Consider the following 19,139-nt stretch of genomic DNA (forward strand, 5'->3'; position numbering starts at 1 on the left):
CCGTCCGTCAGAAGTACAACGTGTCGCTGATGATCAGCGCTTCGAGTACTGAGGAGCCTTACGGGCCTTCTTGAGGCCGTACTTCTTGCTCTCCTTGACCCGGGCGTCCCGGGTCAGGAAGCCGGCCTTCTTCAGGGCCGGGCGGTCGTCCGGCTCGTTGACGATCAGCGCCCGGGCGATGGCCAGCCGCAGCGCACCGGCCTGGCCGGTGGTGCCGCCGCCACGCAGGTTGGCGATGACGTCGAACGCCTCGGGCTTCTCGGCGGTGACCAGCGGGTCCTTGATGAGCTGCTGGTGCACCTTGCTCGGGAAGTAGGCCTCGAGGTCCCGGCCGTTGCAGGTGATCTTGCCGGTGCCCGGGACGATGCGCACCCGGACGATGGCCTCCTTGCGGCGGCCGACGGTCTGGATCGGCCGGTCACCACGAGGCGCGCGGGCGACGGGCGCCGGCGCCTCGGTGGCCTCGGGGGCAGCCGGGGCAACCTCGGTCTCGGTGATGTCGGTCATGCTGCTTCCTTCGCCCGCGCTCACTGCGCGATCTGCTTGATCTCGAACGGCACCGGCATCTGCGCGCCGTGCGGGTGCTCGGCACCGGCGTAGACCTTCAGCTTCTTGATCAGCTGACGGCCGAGCTTGTTGTGCGGGAGCATCCCCTTCACGGCGAGCTCGATGGCCCGCTCGGGACGCTTGGTCAGCAGCTCGTCGTAGCCGACCTGCTTCAGGCCACCCGGGTAACCCGAGTGGCGGTAGGCAACCTTGGTCTGGCGCTTGTTGCCGGTCAGCGCAACCTTGCCCGCGTTCACGATGACGACGAAGTCGCCCGTGTCGACGTGCGGCGCGAAAGTCGGCTTGTGCTTGCCGCGCAGCAGCGTGGCGGCGTGGGTGGCCAGGCGGCCCAGCACGACATCAGAGGCGTCGATAACGTGCCACTGACGCTCGATCTCACCCGGCTTCGGGCTGTACGTACGCACAGGTCTACCTTGTCTCGTCGTCGGTCTGGGGTCGCGCGCCGAGGTGACCAGGCGCGCACGAACGACCAAGCGTACCTGATGCGGCACGCCTCTGGATGTCGTACAACAGCAGGCAACGATACCCGGCGCCCCGTCAGCAGGTCAAAACGGGGGGTCACCCAGCGTGGCTTGCGACGTGACGATGGTACAGGTCACACCCCGGCCAGCCGGCGCGGGCCCGGGCGCAGGTACACCGCCCAGGTCAGGGCGAAGCAGAGCGCGTACCAGCCGATGAAGGCCAGGTACGCCGCGTCGGCGTTGCCGGAGGTCAGGAACGACTGCCGGAAGGCGATGTTGACCAGCACCCCGCCGGACGCGCCGACCGCCCCGGCGATGCCGATCAGTGCCCCGGAGAGCCGGCGGGCCCGCCGCTCGGCCGCCTCGGGATCACCGGTCAGCTCCCCCTCCGCCACCGCCCGGGCCCGGAAGATCGCCGGGATCATCTTGTAGGTCGATCCGTTGCCGATCCCGGAGAAGACGAAGAGCGCCAGGAACCCGGTCAGGTAGAGCGGGAACGACTGCTCCCGGGCCGCGTACAGCACCAGCCCGGCGCCCAGGGCCATCGCCACGAAGTTGCCGAAGGTGACCCGGGCCCCGCCGAGCCGGTCGGCCAGCTGGCCGCCGAGCGGCCGGATCAGCGACCCGACCAGCGGGCCGAGGAAGGTCAGCCAGGCGGCGTCGACCGGCGTCGGGAAGCGCTCGGCGAACTGGAGCTGGAGCACCTGCCCGAAGGCGAAGCCGAAGCCGATGAAGGAGCCGAAGGTGCCGATGTAGAGCAGCGACATCACCCAGGTGTGCGGGTCACGGGCCGCCTCGCGCAGCGCGCCCGGCTCGTTGCGCGCGCCGGGGAGGTTGTCCAGCCAGCGCGCCGAGGCCAGCGCGGCCAGCACGATCAGCGGCAGGTAGGCCGCCGGCACCAGCCGGGGGTACGCCGCCCCCGCGGTGGCCAGCACGGCGAGCCCGACCAGCTGCACCGCCGGTACGCCGAGGTTGCCCCCACCGGCGTTGAGTCCCAGCGCGCGGCCCTTGAGCCGGTCCGGGAAGAAGAGGTTGATGTTCGCCATCGAGGAGGCGAAGTTGCCCCCGCCGACCCCGGTGAGGCAGGCCAGCACCATCAGCGTGGTGTACGACACTCCCGGCTCCAGCAGCACCGTCATCGGCACCGCCGGCACCAGCAGCAACAGGGCGCTGACGATGGTCCAGTTCCGGCCGCCGAAGCGGGCCACCGCCAGCGTGTAGGGCAGCCGCAGCACCGCGCCCAGCGCGGCCGGCACGGCGGTGAGCAGGAACTTCCCCGCCGGGTCGATGCCGTACGCGGGACCGAGGAACAGCACGGTGACCGACCAGAGGCTCCAGACGGAGAAGCCGACGTGCTCGGCGAAGATCGACACCCAGAGGTTCCGGCGGGCGATCGGTGCCCCGGTCGTACGCCAGAACGTCGGGTCTTCGGGGCGCCAGTCGTCGATCCGGTGCCGGCGTCCGGCGGCGGTCGTGGGGTCGGCGGGGGCTGTTGTCGTGGGGGCGAGCGTGCTCACGGCGGCTCCTCCTGGTCGATGTGACGTCCAGGAGGTTAGGAACGGCGGGTTACCCGACCGTGCCTGTCGCGGGTCGTTCCGGAAACGGAGATCGCACGTCGGCCGAAAGGCGGTGGTGAGGCGGTCAGAGCTGCTGGAGGATGCGCAGCGCCCGCCCCACCCGCTGCATGGTCTCGGTGTCGGCGACGTCCACGCACTCGGTGAACCACTTCTTCATCGGCGAGGAGAGCCGGTCGGGCATCACCACGTACCCGCCCATCGGCACGGCGAGCGGGGAGTCCCGCAGCAGCGCCGTCTCGACCACCTCGGCCACCATCACGATCGGCACGTCGGTGGAGTTGTAGACATCGGTGCTGATCACCAGCCCGAGCCGTTCCCGGGCGCCCTCGATCCGCCAGATCTCGCCCCTACGCAGCACGCGGACGTCCGCCGAAGAGCGCGTCGTCGACCATGCCGACCTCCCGGGCGTCGGCGAGCGCGGCGGTCTCCAGGTCGAGCCCCGCCCGGCCGACCGCGGCGGCGTGCGCGGTGAAGACCTCGCGCAGCGCCTTCTCCCGGGCCGCCTGGTCCATCCAGGCGGAGAGCGACAGCCCCTCACGCTTGGCGAACCGGCGCGCCTCCTCGATCGTCTCGTCGGAGAACGACAGTGTCACCTTGGCAGTCATGCCGCTGAGACTACCCGCTGGTATGACCAGCAGTCATCCCGCTTCGCGCCGGTCGGCCAACGGCTCAAAACGCCCTCGTCCGGGGTCGGGCCACGCGGGCGTGTCGCGCTTTCCGTGTACGCGCGTCCCGTTTGTGGCGTGTGCGGGGTCAGGCGGGCGGGCGGGTGCCGCCGAAGACGGCGAACCGCCACGCCTTGAAGAAGCAGTCCACGTCGACCAGCCCGGCCTCGGCGAGCCAGCGGCACTGCGCGTCCACCGGCGCCGGCCGGTCGTGCCGCATCCGCTCCCGAGCGGCGGCCAGTTCCGCGTCGTCGGACCCGAGCGCGGCGGCCTGGGCCACCCAGACCTCGTCGTAGCGGCGGTCCAGCGCGGGGGTCGGGCCGGCCACCTGTTCGGCGTTGACGAACACCCCGCCCGGCGTCAGCGCCGCGGCGGCGCGCCGGTAGAGGGCGCGCTTGCCGTCGTCGTCGAGGTGGTGGACGGCCAGGGCGGAGACCACCGCGTCGTACCGGCCGGCGGGGAGCGGATCGGCCAGGTCGGCGACCACCGTCCGGTGCGGCACGCCCCGGGCGGCCAGCGCGTCGGCGGCCACCGCCAGCATCCGCGGGGCGCCGTCGAGCAGGGTCACCCGGACCCCGGGCAGCGCCGCGGTGAGCAGCAGCGAGAGCAGCCCGGTGCCCGCGCCCAGGTCCAGCACCTCGGGGGTACGCCCCGCGGCAAGCGCGGCCCGCAGCGGTACGGCCGCCACCTCGACCGCGGTGCCGTAGAAGTCGTCGAAGCGTGGCACCAGGCGCCGTCTGGCCTGGTCGTAGCTGCCGGCCACCGCGTCGAACGCCGCCGTCACGCTCATCGTCGCCTCCCATATTTCAGGACGGTTGTCCCATATCATAGACCCACCGGCCGGCCGGCTGCCCCGGTGCGGTGTGAGGCGCTCTTGACAGGACCGAAACAGACGGGACCCGGACCGGAAACCGCCCCCCGGCACGCTTCACTGGCATGACAGACCGTGCACGCTCCGCGACCCGATCGGGGGGCGCCCCCCGGCAGGCGGAGACGCACTGCCCGTACTGCGCCCTGCAGTGCGGGATGGTCCTGCGCGAGACCGGCGACCGGGTGGAGGTGCTCCCCCGCCAGTTCCCCACCAACCGGGGCGGGCTGTGCCAGAAGGGCTGGACCGCCGCCGAGCTGCTGGACCACCCGGACCGGCTGAGGACCCCGCTGGTACGCGACCCGGCCACCGGCGAGCTGCGCCCGGCGACCTGGGCGGCCGCGCTCGACCGGATCGCCGCCGGCATCCGCGCCGTCCAAACGGGATACGGCCGGGACGCGGTGGCGGTCTTCGGCGGCGGTGGGCTCACCAACGAGAAGGCGTACGCGCTCGGCAAGTTCGCCCGGGTGGCGCTGCGCACCCGGCACATCGACTACAACGGCCGGTGGTGCATGTCCTCGGCCGCCGCGGCCGGGATCCGCGCCTTCGGCGTCGACCGGGGGCTGCCCTTCCCGCTGGCCGACCTCGGCCGGGCGGAGACCCTGCTGCTGGTCGGCGCCAACCCGGCGGAGACCATGCCGCCGCTGATGCGCCACCTGGCCGACCAGCGGGAACGCGGCGGACGCCTGATCGTGGTCGACCCCCGGGTCACCGCCACCGCCCGGCAGGCCGACCTGCACCTGCAACCGCTGCCCGGCACCGACCTCGCGGTGGCCAACGCGCTGCTGCACATCGCGCTCACCGAGGGCCTCATCGACCGGGACTACGTGGCCGCCCGGACCACCGGCTTCGACGAGGTACGCCGCACCGTGGCCGGCTACTGGCCGGCGGAGGTGGAACGGCTCTCCGGAGTGCCGGTGGCCGACCTGGAGGCGACCGCCCGCGCGCTGGGCACCGCCGGCAGCGCGATCATCCTGACCGCCCGGGGCGCGGAACAGCACGCCAAGGGCGTCGACACCGTCAGCGCCTTCGTCAACCTGGCGCTCGCCCTCGGCCTGCCCGGCCGCCCCGGCTCCGGCTACGGCTGCCTGACCGGCCAGGGCAACGGCCAGGGCGGCCGGGAACACGGGCAGAAGGCCGACCAGCTGCCCGGGTACCGGAAGATCGACGACCCGGCGGCCCGGGAGCACGTGGCGGGCGTGTGGGGCGTCGACCCCGAGGACCTGCCCGGGCCGGGCGTGCCGGCGTACCAGCTGCTGGAGTCGCTCGGCACCCCGGGCGGCCCCCGGGCGATGCTGGTCTTCGGCTCCAACCCGGTGGTCTCGGCACCGCGGGCGGCCCGGATCGAATCCCGGCTGCGCGGGCTCGACCTGCTGGTGGTGGCCGACTTCCTGCTCTCCGAGACGGCCGCCCTCGCCGACGTGGTGCTGCCCGTCGCGCAGTGGGCCGAGGAGGACGGCACGATGACCAACCTGGAGGGTCGGGTGCTGCGCCGCCGGGCGCTGCGCGAGCCGCCGCCCGGGGTCCGGAGCGACCTGGCGGTCCTCGCCGAGCTGGCCGCCCGGCTGGAGGCCCCGGCGTCCTTCCCGACCGACCCGGCCGAGGTCTTCACCGAGCTGCGCCGGGCCTCGGCCGGCGGCGTCGCCGACTACGCCGGGGTGAGCTGGGAGCGGATCGAGGCCGACGAGGGCGTCTTCTGGCCCTGCCCCGATCCGGCCGGGCCGGACACGCCCCGGCTCTTCGCCGACTCGTTCGCCACCCCGGACGGCCGGGCCCGGTTCCAGCCGGTGACCCACCGGCCCGCCGCCGAGCCGGTCTGCGTCGACTATCCCCTGCACTTCACCACCGGTCGGGTGCTCGCCCAGTACCAGTCCGGCACCCAGACCCGGCGGGTCGCCGCGCTGCGGCGGGCCGCCCCCGGCGGCTTCGTCGAGCTGCACCCCGACCTGGCCGCCCGGCTCGGCGTGGTTGAGGGCGAGGAGGTGCGGGTCGCCTCCCGCCGGGGCGAGCTGCGGGCGCCGGCCCGGCTCACCCCGACGATCCGGCCGGACACCGTCTTCGCGCCGTTCCACTGGGGCGGCGCGGCCCGGGCCAACTCCGTGACCAGTGACGCGACGGACCCGGTCTCCGGGATGCCCGAATTCAAGATCTGCGCCGTACGGGTGGAGAAGGCATGAACGTGGTCATCGTGGGATACGGCATGGCCGGGTCCCGGCTCGCCGCCGAACTGCACGCCCGGGACGGGGACCTGAAGGTCGTCGTGCTCGGGGCGGAGCCGCACCGGGCGTACAACCGGATCATGCTCTCCACCCTGCTGGCGGGGAAGGTCGCCGAGCCGGACGTGGAGCTGGCCGAGGTGGCCGGGCAGGGCGTCGACGTGCGTACCGGCGTGCAGGTGACCACGATCGACCGGGACGCCCGCGTGGTCCACGACGACGACGGCGACCGGATCCCCTACGACCACCTGGTGCTCGCCACCGGCAGCCGGGCCATCGTGCCGCCGCTGCCCGGCCTGGACCCGGCCGACCTGCCGGAGCGGGTGGTCCCGTTCCGCACGCTGGACGACTGCCGGCGGATCCTCGCCGCCGCCGAGGGCGCCCGCAGCGCCCTGGTGCTCGGCGGCGGGCTGCTCGGGCTGGAGGCGGCGCGCGGGCTCGCCGCCCGGGGGCTCGACGTCGGCGTGGTGCACCCGGTGCCGTACCTGATGGAACGCCAGCTCGACCCGACCGGCGCGGCCGTGCTGGCCGGCACCCTCGCCGGCCTCGGGGTGACCACCCACCTGGCCGTCGCGGCCACCCGGGTGGCGGCGGACGCCGACGGCATCCGTCTCGACCTGGCCGACGGCCGGTCGCTCTCCGCCGACCTGCTGGTGCTCTCCTGCGGGGTACGCCCCGACACCGCGCTGGCCGCCGCGGCCGGGCTGAGCGTGGACCGGGGCGTGGTGGTCGACGACCAGCTCCGCACCGGCGACCCGCGGATCTCGGCGATCGGCGACTGCGCCCAGCACGACGGCACGCTGACCGGGCTGGTCGCGCCGGCCTGGGCGCAGGCCCGGGTGCTGGCCCAGGCGCTCACCGGCGAAGACCCGGCCGCCCGGTACCGGCCCCGGCCGGTGGTGACCCGGCTCAAGGCGGCCGGCATCGACCTCGCCGCGATGGGCGACCCCGCCGACGGCCCGGGCGAGGAGCTGACCTTCGCCGACCCGGCCCGGGGCACCTACGCCCGGCTGCGCATCCACGAGGAGCGGCTGACCGCCGCGATCCTGCTCGGGGACAACCCGTCGGTCGGCACGGTGGTGCAGCTCTTCGACCGGGGCGCGCCGGTGCCGGCCGACCGGCGGGCGCTGCTGCTGGGCCGCGCGCTGGGCGGCACCGCGACGGCGCCGGCGGAGTCCCCGGCGCTGATGCCGGACGCGGCCACCGTCTGCCAGTGCAACGACGTGCGCAAGGGCGCGCTGGTCGCCTGCTGGCGGGCCGGGGCCCGGACGGTGGACGAGGTGGTGGCGACCACCCGGGCCGCCACCGGCTGCGGCGGCTGCCGGGGCGCGGTCGCCGGCATCGTCGACTGGCTGTCCGAGGCGGACTCGGTGGGGGCGACCCGATGACCGGACGGAAAGCGATCGACCGAACTGACGCGACGGACCGCGAGGAGGTGACGCGATGACCGGCGGACGATTGGTCGTCGTCGGCAACGGCATGGTCGGACAACGGTTCGTCGAGGCGCTGCGCGCCCGCGACCACGACCGGCGGTGGCGGGTGACGGTGCTCGCCGAGGAACACCGGGCGGCGTACGACCGGGTGCGGCTCTCGGCGTTCTTCGACGGGGTGGGTGCTGACGAGCTGAACCTGCACACCCCCGACGACGGGGTCGACCTGCGCCTCGGCGAGGCCGTCACCGGCGTCGACCGGGAGCGCCGGGTGGTGACCACCACGGCCGGCGAGCACCCGTACGACGCGCTGGTGCTGGCCACCGGCTCGTACCCGTTCGTGCCGCCGGTGGACGGCACGGCGCTGCCCGGGGTCTTCGTCTACCGCACCCTGGACGACCTGGAGGCGATCCGGGCGCACGCCCGGGGTCGGCGTACCGGCGCGGTGATCGGCGGCGGCCTGCTCGGCCTGGAGGCGGCCAACGCCCTGCGCCTGCTCGGCCTGGCCACCCACGTGGTCGAGTTCGCGCCCCGGCTGATGCCGGTGCAGGTCGACGAGGCGGGCGGCGCGATGCTGCGCCGCTACGTCGAGGAGCTGGGGGTCGCCACCCACCTCGGGGTGGCCACCACCGCGCTGCGCCCCGGCCCCGACGGCGTCGTGGCCGGGCTGGAACTCTCCGACGGCAGCACGGTCGACGCCGAACTGGTGGTGGTGGCCGCCGGCATCCGTCCCCGCGACGAGCTGGCCCGGGCCGCCGGGCTGGCGCTGGGCCCGCGCGGCGGGGTGCTGGTCGACGCGACCTGCCGCAGCGACGACGAGCGGATCTGGGCGGTGGGCGAGTGCGCGGCGGTCGACGGCACCTGCCACGGCCTGGTCGCCCCCGGGTACGCGATGGCCGAGGTCGTCGCCGACCGGCTGCTCGGCGGGTCGGCGACCTTCCCCGGGGCGGACACCGCCACCAAGCTCAAGCTGCTCGGCGTGGACGTGGCCTCCTTCGGCGACGCGCACGGCACGACGCCGGGCTGCCTGGACGTGACCTTCACCGACCCGGCCACCCGGTCGTACGCGAAGCTGGTTCTCTCCGACGACGCGCAGACGCTGCTCGGCGGCGTGCTGGTCGGGGACGCGAGCGCCTACCCCACGCTGCGGGCCAGCGTCGGCGGGCCGCTGCCCGCTCCCCCGCTGGCGCTGCTGGCCCCGGCCGGCGGGGCGGGCGCCGGGGCCGGGGCGCTGCCCGGCGCGGCGCAGGTCTGCTCCTGCAACGCGGTGACCCGCGACGACATCGACACCGCGATCGCCGGCGGCGCCACGGACGTGCCGGCACTCAAGGCGTGCACCCGGGCCGGCACCAGCTGCGGATCGTGCGTGCCGATGCTCAAGCAGTTGCTCGACGCGGCCGGGGTGAAGCAGTCCACCGCGCTCTGCGAGCACTTCGACGCCAGCCGGCAGGAACTCTTCGACATCGTCCGGGTGCGCGGCATCCGGACCTTCTCCGGGCTCATCGCCGAGCACGGGCGGGGGCGCGGCTGCGACATCTGCAAGCCGGTGGTGGCCTCGATCCTGGCCTCGCTCGGCACCGGGCACGTGCTCGACGGCGAGCAGGCCTCGTTGCAGGACACCAACGACCACTTCCTGGCCAACCTGCAACGCGACGGCAGCTACTCGGTGGTGCCCCGGATCCCCGGCGGGGAGATCACCCCGGAGAAGCTGATCGTGATTGGTGAGGTGGCCCGCGACTTCCGGCTCTACACGAAGATCACCGGCGGGCAGCGGATCGACCTGTTCGGCGCCCGGGTCGAGCAACTGCCGCAGATCTGGCGCCGGCTGGTCGACGCGGGCTTCGAGTCCGGCCACGCGTACGGCAAGGCGCTGCGGACGGTGAAGTCCTGCGTCGGCGAGACCTGGTGTCGGTACGGGGTGCAGGACTCGGTCGGCCTGGCCATCGCGCTGGAGCTGCGCTACCGGGGCCTGCGCGCCCCCCACAAGATCAAGTCGGCGGTCTCCGGCTGCGCCCGGGAGTGCGCCGAGGCCCGCAGCAAGGACTTCGGCATCATCGCCACCGACACCGGCTGGAACCTCTACGTCGGCGGCAACGGCGGCTTCCGGCCCCGGCACGCCGACCTCTTCGCCACCGACCTGTCCACGGAAGCGCTGATCTCGCTGATCGACAGGTTCCTGATGTACTACATCCGCACCGCCGACCGGCTGCAACGCACCGCCGCCTGGATCGAGGCGATGGACGGCGGCCTCGACCACCTGCGCTCGGTGATCGTGGACGACTCCCTCGGGCTCTGCGCCGAACTCGACGCGGCGATGGCCCGGCACGTGGCGGCCTACTCCGACGAGTGGCGCGACGTCCTCGACGACCCGGAGCGGCTGCGCCGCTTCACCTCCTTCGTCAACGCCCCGGACGTGCCCGACCCGTCGATCAGCTTCGCCGTCGAGCGCGGGCAGCCGGTGCCCGCGCGCGGCGCACCACCCACCCCGGCGGCCGACCGCCGCCGCCAGCCGGTCGCCCTCGGCCTTCCGGAGGTACGGCGATGAGCCCGACGAGCACCGTGGACGGAGGCAGGGCGATGAGCCTGACGAGCACCCTGGACTGGACGGCCGTCTGCCCCCTCGACCGGTTGGATCCCGACCGGGGCGTCGCCGCGCTGGTCGACGGCGTACAGGTGGCGCTCTTCTCGACCGGCGGCGAGCTCTTCGCGGTCGACAACCTCGACCCGGTCGGCGGCGCGTACGTGATGTCCCGGGGCATCGTGGGCAGCCGCGGCGGGGTGCCGACCCTCGCCTCCCCGCTGCACAAGCAGGTCTACGACCTGCGTACCGGGTGCTGCCTGGACCTGCCCGGCGTGACGCTGCCCGTGCACCGGGTCCGCTGCCGGGACGGGCTGGTCGAGGTGCGGCTGCGACAGGAGGAGTGATGCGGGAGGAACTGGCCGGCTTCACCATCGGGGTCACCGCCGACCGGCGGCGCGACGAGCTGGCCGCGCTGCTGCAACGCCGCGGCGCCCGGGTGGTGCTCGCCCCGGCCCTGCGGATCGTGCCGCTGGCCGACGACAGCGACCTGCGCGAGGCCACCCGTGCCTGCCTGGACCGGCCGCCGGACATCCTGATGGCGAACACCGGCATCGGGATGCGCGGCTGGCTGGAGGCGGCCGAGGGCTGGGGGCTCGCCGAGCCGCTGCGCTCGGTGCTCTCCCAGTCGTACGTGGTGGCCCGGGGGCCGAAGGCGCGCGGCGCGATCCGGGCCGCCGGGCTGCACGACCAGTGGTCGCCCGACTCGGAGAGCTGCGACGAGGTGGTCGACCACCTGTGCCGGCGCGGGGTGGCCGGTCAGGTCATCGCCATGCAGCTGCACGGCGACCGGCAGCCGGAGTGCACCGAGGCGCTGGAGGCGGCCGGGGCCACCGTGATCGAGGTGCCGGTCTACCGCTGGGCGCCGCCCACCGACCCGGCCCCGCTGCACCGGCTGATCGACCTGGTCGCCGGCCGGCTGGTCGACGCCGTCACCTTCACCTCCGCGCCGGCGGCGGAGGCGCTGCTGCGGGCGGCCGGCGACCGGTCCGAGACGGTGCTGGAGGCGCTGCGCGGGGACGTGCTCGCCAGCTGCGTCGGCGCGGTCACCGCGGAGCCGCTGGTCCGCCGGGGAGTGCCGGTCAGCGCGCCCGCCCGGGCCCGCCTCGGGGCACTGGTCCGGCAGATCGTCGACGAGCTGCCCCGCCGGACGGTGACCGTCAAGGCCGCCGGGCACCTGCTGACCCTGCGCGGGCACGCGGCCGTGGTCGACGGGGAGCTGCGGCCGCTCGCGCCCGCGCCGATGGCGGTGCTCCGGGCGCTCGCCGCGTCGCCCGGCCGGGTGCTGTCCCGCACCGCGCTGCTGCGGACCCTGCCCCGGGGCGCGGACGAGCACGCGGTGGAGATGGCGGTGGCCCGGCTGCGGGTCGGGCTCCAGGCCCCCCGCGTGGTGCAGACCGTGGTCAAGCGGGGCTACCGCCTCCGGGTCGAGTGACCCGGAGGCGGTTCAGCCCACCGGGGCGTAGCCCCGACCGTGCTCGGACTCCAGTCGCAGCATGGCGTGCTCGACCACGGTCACCAGCACCTGCTTCACCGAGTCCCGTTGCCGGGCGTCGCACATCACCAGCGGCACGTCCGGCGAGATGGCCAGCGCCTCGCGGACCTCCTCCGGCTCGTACTGCGGCGCGTCGTCGAACCGGTTCAGCGCCACCACGTACGGCAGGTTCCGGTTCTCGAAGTAGTCCAGCGGCGCGAAGGCGTCCGTGATCCGGCGGGTGTCCACCAGCACGGCGGCGCCCACCGCCCCCCGGATGATCTCGTCCCACATGAACCAGAACCGGGTCTGCCCCGGAGTGCCGAACAGGTACAGGATCAGATCCTGCGCCATGGTGATCCGGCCGAAGTCCATGGCGACCGTGGTGGTCTCCTTGCCGGGCACCTTCGACGGATCGTCGATGCCGACGCCGGCCGCCGTCATCAGCGCCTCGGTGGTCAGCGGCGTGATCTCGGAGATGGCGCCGACCATCGTCGTCTTGCCCACGCCGAAGCCACCCGCGATCACGATCTTCGCGGAGATGATCTCCCGGCTGCGGCGCGCCCCGGCGGGGTCATAGTTCGCGAAGTCCACTTAGCACCCTTCCCAGCAGGTTCATCCGCTCCTCGTAGCCCTCGGCCGGAGCGGCAGTGTGTAGCGTCAGCAGGCCCTCGGCCACCATGTCGGCGACCAGCACCCGGGTGACGCCCAGCGGCATCCGGGTGTACGCGGCGATTTCCGCCAGCGACTGTGCCCGGCCCTCGCAGACCGTGGCGATGCGGTACTTGTCGTGCCCGGCGAAGCGCGCTTCCGCACTCTGGGTGAGGCTGGCCGACAGCACCGCCTCCAGGGCGATGTCCCGGCTCGGCTCGGTACGGCCCCGGGTGACCGCGTACGGCCGCACCAACGCCCCGCGTGGGTCCCGCCGGGGTTCCATCCGCCATCACCTCCCTCCGCCCGGAGCCCACCGGCACCGGATCGCCTGTCCCTCGCCGGGCGCGAGCGCGCCCGGCGTCGTACCGCCCGCCTACGAGCGCACGGCGTCGCGGGGCAGCGGCACCAGCGCGGCGCCCACCCGCTCGACGAGCAGCGCCATCTCGTAGCCGACCTGCCCGACGTCGCAGCTGCGCGCCGCGAGCACGGCCATCGACGACCCGTCACTGATCGACATCAGGAACAGGTAGCCGCTGTCCATTTCGATCACCGTCTGGAGCACACCACCCGCGCTGAACATCCGGGCGGCCCCCTCGGTCAGGCTCACCACGCCGGAGGTGATCGCGGCGAGCTGGTCCGCCCGGTCCCCCGGTAGGTCCCGCGACGAGGCGAGCAGCAGCCCGTCCGCGGACACCGCCACCACGTGGGCGATACCCGCCACGCTGTCGGCGAAGTTGGTGAGCAGCCAACCCATGTCCTGCATGGCAGCTGGCCTGTTCATCGGCGCGTCTCCTTGGTCGAGGTGCTGTTCTGGTCCGTACCGGCCGAACGGCCGCGCTGCACCCCACGGTGGTAGGCGGAGAGCAGGCCGCGGACCTCGTCGGGGGTGCGGCGGCTACGGTCCCGCCCGTCCTTCGGCTCGATGCCGCCGGGGACGAGCTGGGCCTGGGGTACCCGCTTCGGCAGGCCGGAGCGGGTGGTGCCGCCGGTGGCCGGCTCGGCGGCCCGGGTGGCCCGGGACCAACCTTCGTCGGCCGCCGTCCGCCAGGCGTCCGACTCCGCGGGTGGCGGGGTGGCGGACTCCGTGGGCGGCGGGGCGGTGGGGGTCGCCGGCGGCGCGGACGGCGCCGCCTGCGGGACGTACGACGGGGGCGCCGGCGCGACCGGCGGCTGCCCGGCGGCCGACCCGACGGACGCGGTGCCGGCGGCGGGCGACCCCACGGACGGGGTGCCGGCCGCGTTCGGGGCGCTCGGCACCCGGGTCGGCAGCGGCGGCCGGCCGGGCTTCGCGGCGGAGGCGTCGGCCCGCGGCTCGTCGAAGTTCGGCCGGGTGAAGATGGCGGTGGCGTCGTCCCCGTGGGACCGGAACCAGACCGCCTCCATCTCGCGGAATATCGGCGAGTCGGCCGGCCGGGTCGGGCGGGCCACCACCGGGACGGCCGGCGCCGGGGCGGGCGGGGTGTACGGCACCGCCGGGGTCTCCGCCGCGGCCGGGGTCGCCGGGGCGAACGGCGCCGCCGGTGCCCCCCCGTACGGGGTGAACGGCGGGGGCGCCGGGGTGAACGGTTCGGCCGGTGCCGACGGCACGCCGGCGACCGGCCCGAGGGGCAGCGCCGGGGCGGCGTCGGCGGCCGGGGTCCGCTTCGGCAGCCTCGGCCGCGGGTCGACCAGGGGCTGGGCCCCCGTCGGATAGCCGGCTCCGTACGCCGGCTCCGCCGGGGCGGCCGAGAACGGCAGCGCGGAGGTGGGCGCCGCGGACGTCGGCACGGCCGAGGCCGGCACCGCGGACGTCGGCACCGCCGAGGCGGGCACGGCGGAGGTGGGCGCGGACGGCGGGAGCTGGCCGCCGAGCGTCACCGCCGGGGCGGTGTCCCGCGCGTCGACCGGAGGCTGCCAGGGCGCCGGAGCCGGCGGGGCGGCCCGCCACTGGTCGGTCAGCGTCGCCGCGCCGGTACGCCCGCTGCTCAGCGAGTCGCCGAGGCCGGCCGGGGTGAGCGGCGGCTGCTCGACCGCCAGCGGCTGGCGCGACCGGGGCAGCGACTGGTCCCGGCCCCGGTGGGCGGGCAGCACCACGGTCGAGGTGGGCAGCGTCACCTGGGCGACGGTGCCGCCCTCCACGTTGCGCCGCAGCTCCACCCGGATGCCGTACCGGGAGGCGAGCCGGCTCACCACGGCCAGACCCATCAGCCGGAACGCGGCCACGTCCACGCTCGGCGGCGCGGCCAGCCGGCGGTTGAGCGAGTCGAGCTGCTCGTCGGTCAGGCCCAGGCCCCGGTCTTCGATCTGGATCAGCACGTAGTCGCGGATGCGGCGGCCGTCGGCGACCACCGTGCTGGTCGGCGGCGAGAAGCGGGTGGCGTTGTCGAGCAGTTCGGCGACCAGGCGGACCACGTCGTTGACGGCGTGGGCGGAGACCGAGATGTCGGTGTCGACGGTGCCGAACTCGATGCGGTTGTAGAGCTCGACCTCGGACTGGGCGGCCCGCAGGACGTCGACCAGCAGCGCGTCGTCGCGGCGGGGCACCGCCGAGTCGGCGCCGGCCAGGACGAGCAGGTTCTCGTCGTTGCGGCGCATCCGGGTGGCCAGGTGGTCGAGCTCGAAGAGCTGGGCGAGGCGCTTCGGGTCCTCCTCGCTGCGCTCGATCGCGTCCAGCTCGCCGATCATCCGGTCGACCAGCGTCTGACTGCGCCGGGCCAGGTTGAGGAACATCGCCGAGACGCTGGTACGCAGGGCGGCCTGTTCGGCGGCGACCCGGACCGCCTCGCGGTGCACGACGTTGAAGGCCAGCGCCACCTGGCCGACCTCGTCGCGGTTGCGCAGCCGGATCGGGTCGCGGACCTGGCGCACGATCTCGTCCACGCCGCCCTCGCCGACGCTGCCCATGTTCTGCAGCCGCCGCACCGCGTCCGGCAGGTCGTGGTTGGCCACCGACAGGGCGCCCTCGCGCAGTCGCCGCAGCGAGTGGTTGAGCGAGCGGGCCAGCACCACGGCGAGCGAGACGGCGATGATCAGGGTGAGCAGCACCAGCGCCGACTCGATCACGGCCTGCCGGATCACGTCGCTGCGGGCCTGCTCGGCCCGGTCGAGCAGGCGGTCCTGGAGCTGGATCTCGGCCCACCGCATCAGGTCGTTGACCGAGCCGATGGAGGCGCTCGCTTCGGCCGCGCCGACCAGTGGCTGCTGCCCCACCGAGCGGGTGATGTCGGCGGCCACCCGGTCGGCGAGGCCGACCGCGTCGCCGGAGACGGTGCCCTCGACCAGGGCCCGCTGGTCCGGGTCGGCGGCCAGGGAGAAGGCGACCAGCGCCTCCTGCTGGCCGGTCAGCGTGGTGACGAAGGCGGAGAACTGCTCCTCGTCGATCCGGCCGGCGCTGAGCGCGGTGTAGGCGACCGCCTCCTCCTCGGCGACGGCCGCCTTGGCGCGGCTGAACGCGGCCACCGCGCGGCGGGCGTCGGCGAGGCTCTCCTGGCCGGGGAGCTGGGCCAGGGCGTCGCCGTACGAGACGAGGTCGGTCAGGACGATGCCGTAGCGCAGGGTCGCCTCGGCCACCGGCATCTGCCGACGGTCGAGCACCTCCTGGCGGGTGCCGTTGAGCGTCTCCAGGTGATCGTCGATGACCTTGAGCCGGTCGCGGACGGCCGACGGGACCTCGCCGATCCTGGCGCGCTCGGCGCGGTACTCCGCGATCCGCTGGTCGGTGGCGCGGACCCGCAGGTTGTAGTCGTCGGCCTTCTGCTGCGGGGTGGCCAGGTAGCCGGCCGCCGCCATCCGCTCCTTGTGCAGGTCCTGGGTCAGCGCCGAGACGTCGACGGAGAGCGCGGTCAGCGACCGGAGCCGGGTGGCGTCGTACGCACCCTCACCGGTGGAGATGAGTCGGATAGTCGCCAGAGCAATGACCGCGGCGACCGGCACCACCAGAATGAGGGCGAGTTTGGAGCGGATCCGCGCGTCCCTCAGTCGGGGCAGCCGTCGCCCCCGGTCGCGCTGGGCGGCGTCGCCGATTTCGGGCAGGGTCGTCGGTCCGGTGCTCACGACATCGCCTCCGTCGTATCTTCCACGCCTGACCCGCCGACCCGTGCCTGGTGCAGCGGAGAGCGCCACGCGCGGCACGGCCGCGATTTCATCAGAGAAGATCGCGTTTGGGAAGCCGCAGTGAGGCAGGAAACGGTCAACCCGCGGCCTCGTCGCCTTTTGGCTTCATTGTCGCGCACGCTCTGAACAGGCATTGTCACTCCAGAGTGGGCCGATCGCCTCTCCGGAGTGAGCGTCGGTAAATATCTGATGACCCCAACATGTGGGAAAGCCGTCCCGAAACCGCTCCGGGCCTCCGCGCTTGACCGCGGGGCCCGGCATTGGCAAGGTTTTGCAGGCTTCGCGCACACCGTACGGCAGACAATCCCGTATCTCCACTGAGGACGGACTAGCGGCGGTGACCGGGCAGCGCCCGCGCCGCACCTGGAGGACTGAGTTGAGCCCCATCCGCTCCGCGACCATCGTGGCGCTCGCATCGGCCGTGCTGGCCACCACGCTCACCGGCTGTTCGTTCGGGGCGGGGCAGGAGGACGCCAGCCCCATCGTCATCGCCGCGGACCTCGAACTCTCCGGCGCGGCGGCCCCGGTCGGCAAGGCGTACCAGCGCGCGCTGGAACTGAAGATCGACCAGCTGAACACGTCCGGCGCCCTGGGCAGCCGAAAGATCCGGCTCGAGGTGAAGGACAATCGTTCCGACGCCAGTGAGTCACTGCGGAACATCACCGACTTCAGCGGCGATTCCAAGGTCAGCGCGATCATCATGGGCGGTTGCAACGAATGCGCCGTCGGCGCCGTACTCACCATCAACGAGAAGAAGATCCCGACCATCGCGCTCGCCCCGTCCAGCGCGATCTCCAACCCGGTCGCCGACCGGCGGTACGTCTTCAAACTGGCCCCGAACGCCGCCGACAGCGCCGCGGCGCTCACCACGGAACTGCGCCGAAAGGGCATCCGTAAGGTCGCCGTGCTGCACAGCGACGACGACTACGGCCGGGAGGGCCTGACCGCGCTGCGCGGCGAGTTCGACAAGGCCAAGATCCGGCTGGTCCGCAACGAGGCGGTGCGCACCACCGACACCGACGTCAGCCAGCCGGTCCGCCTGCTCACCTCCGGCGAGGCGCAGGCGCTGCTGCTCTGGACCCCGCCGGAGCAGGCCTCCCTCGCCGCGACCAGCGCGCAGGAGGCGGGCTTCTCCGGGTCGCTCTTCCTCGACGCGGCCGCCGCCGGCGACCTCTTCCTCGGCAACGCCGCCCGGTCCACCGAGCGGGCCACCCTGATCTTCACCCAGACCATGGTGATCGACGACGTCATCGCCACCACCCCCGCCAAGGCGGCCCGGCGGCAGTGGTTCCAGGACTACACCGCCCGGTTCGGCGGCTACAACGGCTTCTCGTCCTTCGCCGCCGACGCCGTCCAGCTGATCGCCGACGCCGCGCTGCGGGCCGGCGGCCCGGCCGACCAGGTCAACCGGGACGGCATCCGGGACGTGCTGGAGACGTCCCAGATGGACGGGCTGTCCGGACCGATCCGGATGACACCGGACAACCACTCGGGGCTGATGCCCCAGGCGCTGACGACGCTGGTCGCCCGGGGTGGGCGCTGGCGGCTGGCCGGCTGAGTTCGTCGGGACTCGCCTCGAACGGCACTGGCCGGCTCCCCGGGTGGGGGCCGGCCAGTCGCGTGGAGAAGCCCGTCAGCGGGCGCTGGTGGTGGCGCGTACCCAGGGCAGGGCGAGGCGCTCGACCAGGGAGAGGGCGGCGTAGAGCAGGATGCTCATCGCCGCGATGAGCACGATCGCCGCCCAGGCGGTGGCGGTGTCCCCGATGCCGTTGTACTGCAGGATCTGGTAGCCCAGGCCCGGCTTGTCGGAGTAGAACTCGCCGATCACCGCGCCGATGGCGGCCAGCGGCATCGCCACCTTCAGCCCGACGAAGATCTGCGGCAACGCGGCCGGGAAGCGCACCTTGCGGAACGCCTGCCACCACGAGGCGTTCAGCGACCGGGCCAGCTCGGCCAGGTCCGCCGGGGTGGTGGTGAGCCCGGTCGCGGTGGACAGCACGATCGGGAAGAAGCAGAGCAGGAAAACCATGGTCAGGATGGGTTTCTCGCCCCAGCCGACCGAGACCACCAGCAGCGGCCCCAGGGCGATCTTCGGCACCGCGTTGATCGCCACCAGCAGCGGCGCGAACATCCGCTCGGCCCGCCGGGAGGCAGCCAGCGCCATCCCGATCAGCACCCCGGCGGCGGCGGAGAGCACGAAGCCCAGCAGCGTCATCAGCGTGGTGATCCCCAGCGCCGGCAGCAGCACGCCGGCCGCCGCGGTCAGCGCCGCCCAGACGTCCTGCGGCGGCGGCAGGGACGCGGGATGGACCAGCTTCAGCCCCGAGGTGACCAGCCACCAGACGGTCACCGCGATCACCAGGCCGAGCAGCGGCAGGCCGACCGTCGCCGGGCGTACCCCCGGGCGCCGCGACGCCACAGCCGGTGGCGTGGTCGGGGTCGCCACCCCGGGCGCGTCGGCCGCGGCGCCCGTATCGCGCTCCGCCTCCCCCGCTCCGGCGCGGGTACGGATCTGCGTCACGTGTCCCATCCTCTCCTGCCGGCCAGGGGCCGGCAC

At 74.0% G+C, this 19,139-nt stretch carries 17 protein-coding genes; 6 read left to right on the top strand and 11 right to left on the bottom strand.

Annotated elements, in window-relative coordinates:
* Positions 1-33: 33 nt before the first annotated feature.
* From rpsI to ACTWM8_RS26820, 6 genes are all read right to left on the bottom strand, one after another.
* Entirely contained in the window at positions 34-507 is a 474-nt protein-coding gene (gene rpsI, locus ACTWM8_RS26795) for a 30S ribosomal protein S9 (protein WP_446211393.1), read from the bottom strand.
* 20 nt (positions 508-527) lie between these two features.
* A complete protein-coding gene (gene rplM, locus ACTWM8_RS26800; protein ID WP_446211394.1) occupies positions 528-971 on the bottom strand; it encodes a 50S ribosomal protein L13 in 444 nt (147 codons plus the stop codon).
* Positions 972-1,162: 191 nt separating this feature from the next.
* Entirely contained in the window at positions 1,163-2,545 is a 1,383-nt protein-coding gene (locus ACTWM8_RS26805; protein WP_446211395.1) for an MFS transporter, read from the bottom strand.
* A 124-nt stretch (positions 2,546-2,669) separates the two neighbouring features.
* Positions 2,670-2,963, bottom strand: a complete 294-nt coding sequence (locus tag ACTWM8_RS26810) for a type II toxin-antitoxin system PemK/MazF family toxin (RefSeq protein WP_088960296.1) — start codon at positions 2,961-2,963, stop codon at positions 2,670-2,672.
* Positions 2,953-3,210 carry a DUF6364 family protein gene (locus tag ACTWM8_RS26815; RefSeq protein WP_154941856.1) on the bottom strand — a complete coding sequence of 86 codons (258 nt, stop codon included), beginning with the start codon at positions 3,208-3,210 and terminating at the stop codon, positions 2,953-2,955. Before ACTWM8_RS26815 ends, ACTWM8_RS26810 begins: the two co-directional genes overlap by 11 nt.
* 148 nt (positions 3,211-3,358) lie before the next feature.
* On the bottom strand, positions 3,359-4,060 hold the full coding sequence (locus ACTWM8_RS26820; protein WP_446211396.1) for a class I SAM-dependent methyltransferase: 702 nt from the start codon (positions 4,058-4,060) through the stop codon (positions 3,359-3,361).
* A gap of 236 nt (positions 4,061-4,296) precedes the next feature.
* Between ACTWM8_RS26820 and ACTWM8_RS26825 the strand changes: the two genes are divergently transcribed.
* From ACTWM8_RS26825 to ACTWM8_RS26845, 5 genes are read left to right on the top strand one after another with little or no spacing between them, the layout of a single operon-like run.
* Positions 4,297-6,315 carry a molybdopterin oxidoreductase family protein gene (locus tag ACTWM8_RS26825; protein ID WP_446214692.1) on the top strand — a complete coding sequence of 673 codons (2,019 nt, stop codon included), beginning with the start codon at positions 4,297-4,299 and terminating at the stop codon, positions 6,313-6,315.
* Complete coding sequence (locus tag ACTWM8_RS26830; RefSeq protein WP_446211397.1) at positions 6,312-7,742, top strand: FAD-dependent oxidoreductase; 1,431 nt, start codon at positions 6,312-6,314, stop codon at positions 7,740-7,742. The genes ACTWM8_RS26825 and ACTWM8_RS26830 overlap by 4 nt, the downstream gene beginning before the upstream one ends.
* A gap of 55 nt (positions 7,743-7,797) precedes the next feature.
* Complete coding sequence (gene nirB / locus ACTWM8_RS26835) at positions 7,798-10,329, top strand: nitrite reductase large subunit NirB (RefSeq protein WP_446211398.1); 2,532 nt, start codon at positions 7,798-7,800, stop codon at positions 10,327-10,329.
* Between the two features lie 32 nt (positions 10,330-10,361).
* Positions 10,362-10,709, top strand: coding sequence for a nitrite reductase small subunit NirD (gene nirD / locus ACTWM8_RS26840; protein ID WP_446211399.1), 348 nt, complete (start codon positions 10,362-10,364; stop codon positions 10,707-10,709).
* Positions 10,709-11,797 carry a uroporphyrinogen-III synthase gene (locus ACTWM8_RS26845; protein ID WP_446211400.1) on the top strand — a complete coding sequence of 363 codons (1,089 nt, stop codon included), beginning with the start codon at positions 10,709-10,711 and terminating at the stop codon, positions 11,795-11,797. The genes nirD and ACTWM8_RS26845 overlap by 1 nt, the downstream gene beginning before the upstream one ends.
* Positions 11,798-11,809: 12 nt before the next feature.
* Here the strand turns inward: ACTWM8_RS26845 and ACTWM8_RS26850 are convergent, their stop codons facing one another.
* From ACTWM8_RS26850 to ACTWM8_RS26865, 4 genes are all read right to left on the bottom strand, one after another.
* The gene (locus ACTWM8_RS26850) at positions 11,810-12,430 is read right to left on the bottom strand and encodes a GTP-binding protein (RefSeq protein WP_446211401.1); all 621 of its coding nucleotides are present in this window, start codon (positions 12,428-12,430) and stop codon (positions 11,810-11,812) included.
* Positions 12,411-12,773 (bottom strand): DUF742 domain-containing protein, encoded by a 363-nt coding sequence (locus ACTWM8_RS26855; protein WP_088960287.1) that lies wholly within the window; start codon positions 12,771-12,773, stop codon positions 12,411-12,413. The genes ACTWM8_RS26850 and ACTWM8_RS26855 overlap by 20 nt, the downstream gene beginning before the upstream one ends.
* Positions 12,774-12,863: 90 nt before the next feature.
* Positions 12,864-13,271, bottom strand: a complete 408-nt coding sequence (locus tag ACTWM8_RS26860) for a roadblock/LC7 domain-containing protein (protein ID WP_007465177.1) — start codon at positions 13,269-13,271, stop codon at positions 12,864-12,866.
* A complete protein-coding gene (locus ACTWM8_RS26865) occupies positions 13,268-16,522 on the bottom strand; it encodes a nitrate- and nitrite sensing domain-containing protein (protein ID WP_446211402.1) in 3,255 nt (1,084 codons plus the stop codon). The genes ACTWM8_RS26860 and ACTWM8_RS26865 overlap by 4 nt, the downstream gene beginning before the upstream one ends.
* Positions 16,523-16,958: 436 nt before the next feature.
* Here ACTWM8_RS26865 and ACTWM8_RS26870 point away from each other — a divergent pair, with 436 nt between their 5' ends.
* Positions 16,959-18,140 carry an ABC transporter substrate-binding protein gene (locus ACTWM8_RS26870; protein ID WP_446211403.1) on the top strand — a complete coding sequence of 394 codons (1,182 nt, stop codon included), beginning with the start codon at positions 16,959-16,961 and terminating at the stop codon, positions 18,138-18,140.
* Between the two features lie 75 nt (positions 18,141-18,215).
* Here the strand turns inward: ACTWM8_RS26870 and ACTWM8_RS26875 are convergent, their stop codons facing one another.
* On the bottom strand, positions 18,216-19,103 hold the full coding sequence (locus ACTWM8_RS26875) for an ABC transporter permease (protein WP_446211404.1): 888 nt from the start codon (positions 19,101-19,103) through the stop codon (positions 18,216-18,218).
* Positions 19,104-19,139: the final 36 nt, after the last annotated feature.

The organism is Micromonospora sp. IBSANI012 (assembly GCF_052814045.1).

Coding starts and splice junctions, on each gene's coding strand:
- rpsI (WP_446211393.1), bottom strand. CDS start 507: ATGACCGACATCACCGAGACCGAGGTTGCCCCGGCTGCCCCCGAGGCC.
- ACTWM8_RS26815 (WP_154941856.1), bottom strand. CDS start 3,210: ATGACTGCCAAGGTGACACTGTCGTTCTCCGACGAGACGATCGAGGAG.
- ACTWM8_RS26820 (WP_446211396.1), bottom strand. CDS start 4,060: ATGAGCGTGACGGCGGCGTTCGACGCGGTGGCCGGCAGCTACGACCAG.
- ACTWM8_RS26825 (WP_446214692.1), top strand. CDS start 4,297: ATGGTCCTGCGCGAGACCGGCGACCGGGTGGAGGTGCTCCCCCGCCAG.
- ACTWM8_RS26830 (WP_446211397.1), top strand. CDS start 6,312: ATGAACGTGGTCATCGTGGGATACGGCATGGCCGGGTCCCGGCTCGCC.
- nirB (WP_446211398.1), top strand. CDS start 7,798: ATGACCGGCGGACGATTGGTCGTCGTCGGCAACGGCATGGTCGGACAA.
- nirD (WP_446211399.1), top strand. CDS start 10,362: ATGAGCCTGACGAGCACCCTGGACTGGACGGCCGTCTGCCCCCTCGAC.
- ACTWM8_RS26845 (WP_446211400.1), top strand. CDS start 10,709: ATGCGGGAGGAACTGGCCGGCTTCACCATCGGGGTCACCGCCGACCGG.
- ACTWM8_RS26855 (WP_088960287.1), bottom strand. CDS start 12,773: ATGGAACCCCGGCGGGACCCACGCGGGGCGTTGGTGCGGCCGTACGCG.
- ACTWM8_RS26860 (WP_007465177.1), bottom strand. CDS start 13,271: ATGAACAGGCCAGCTGCCATGCAGGACATGGGTTGGCTGCTCACCAAC.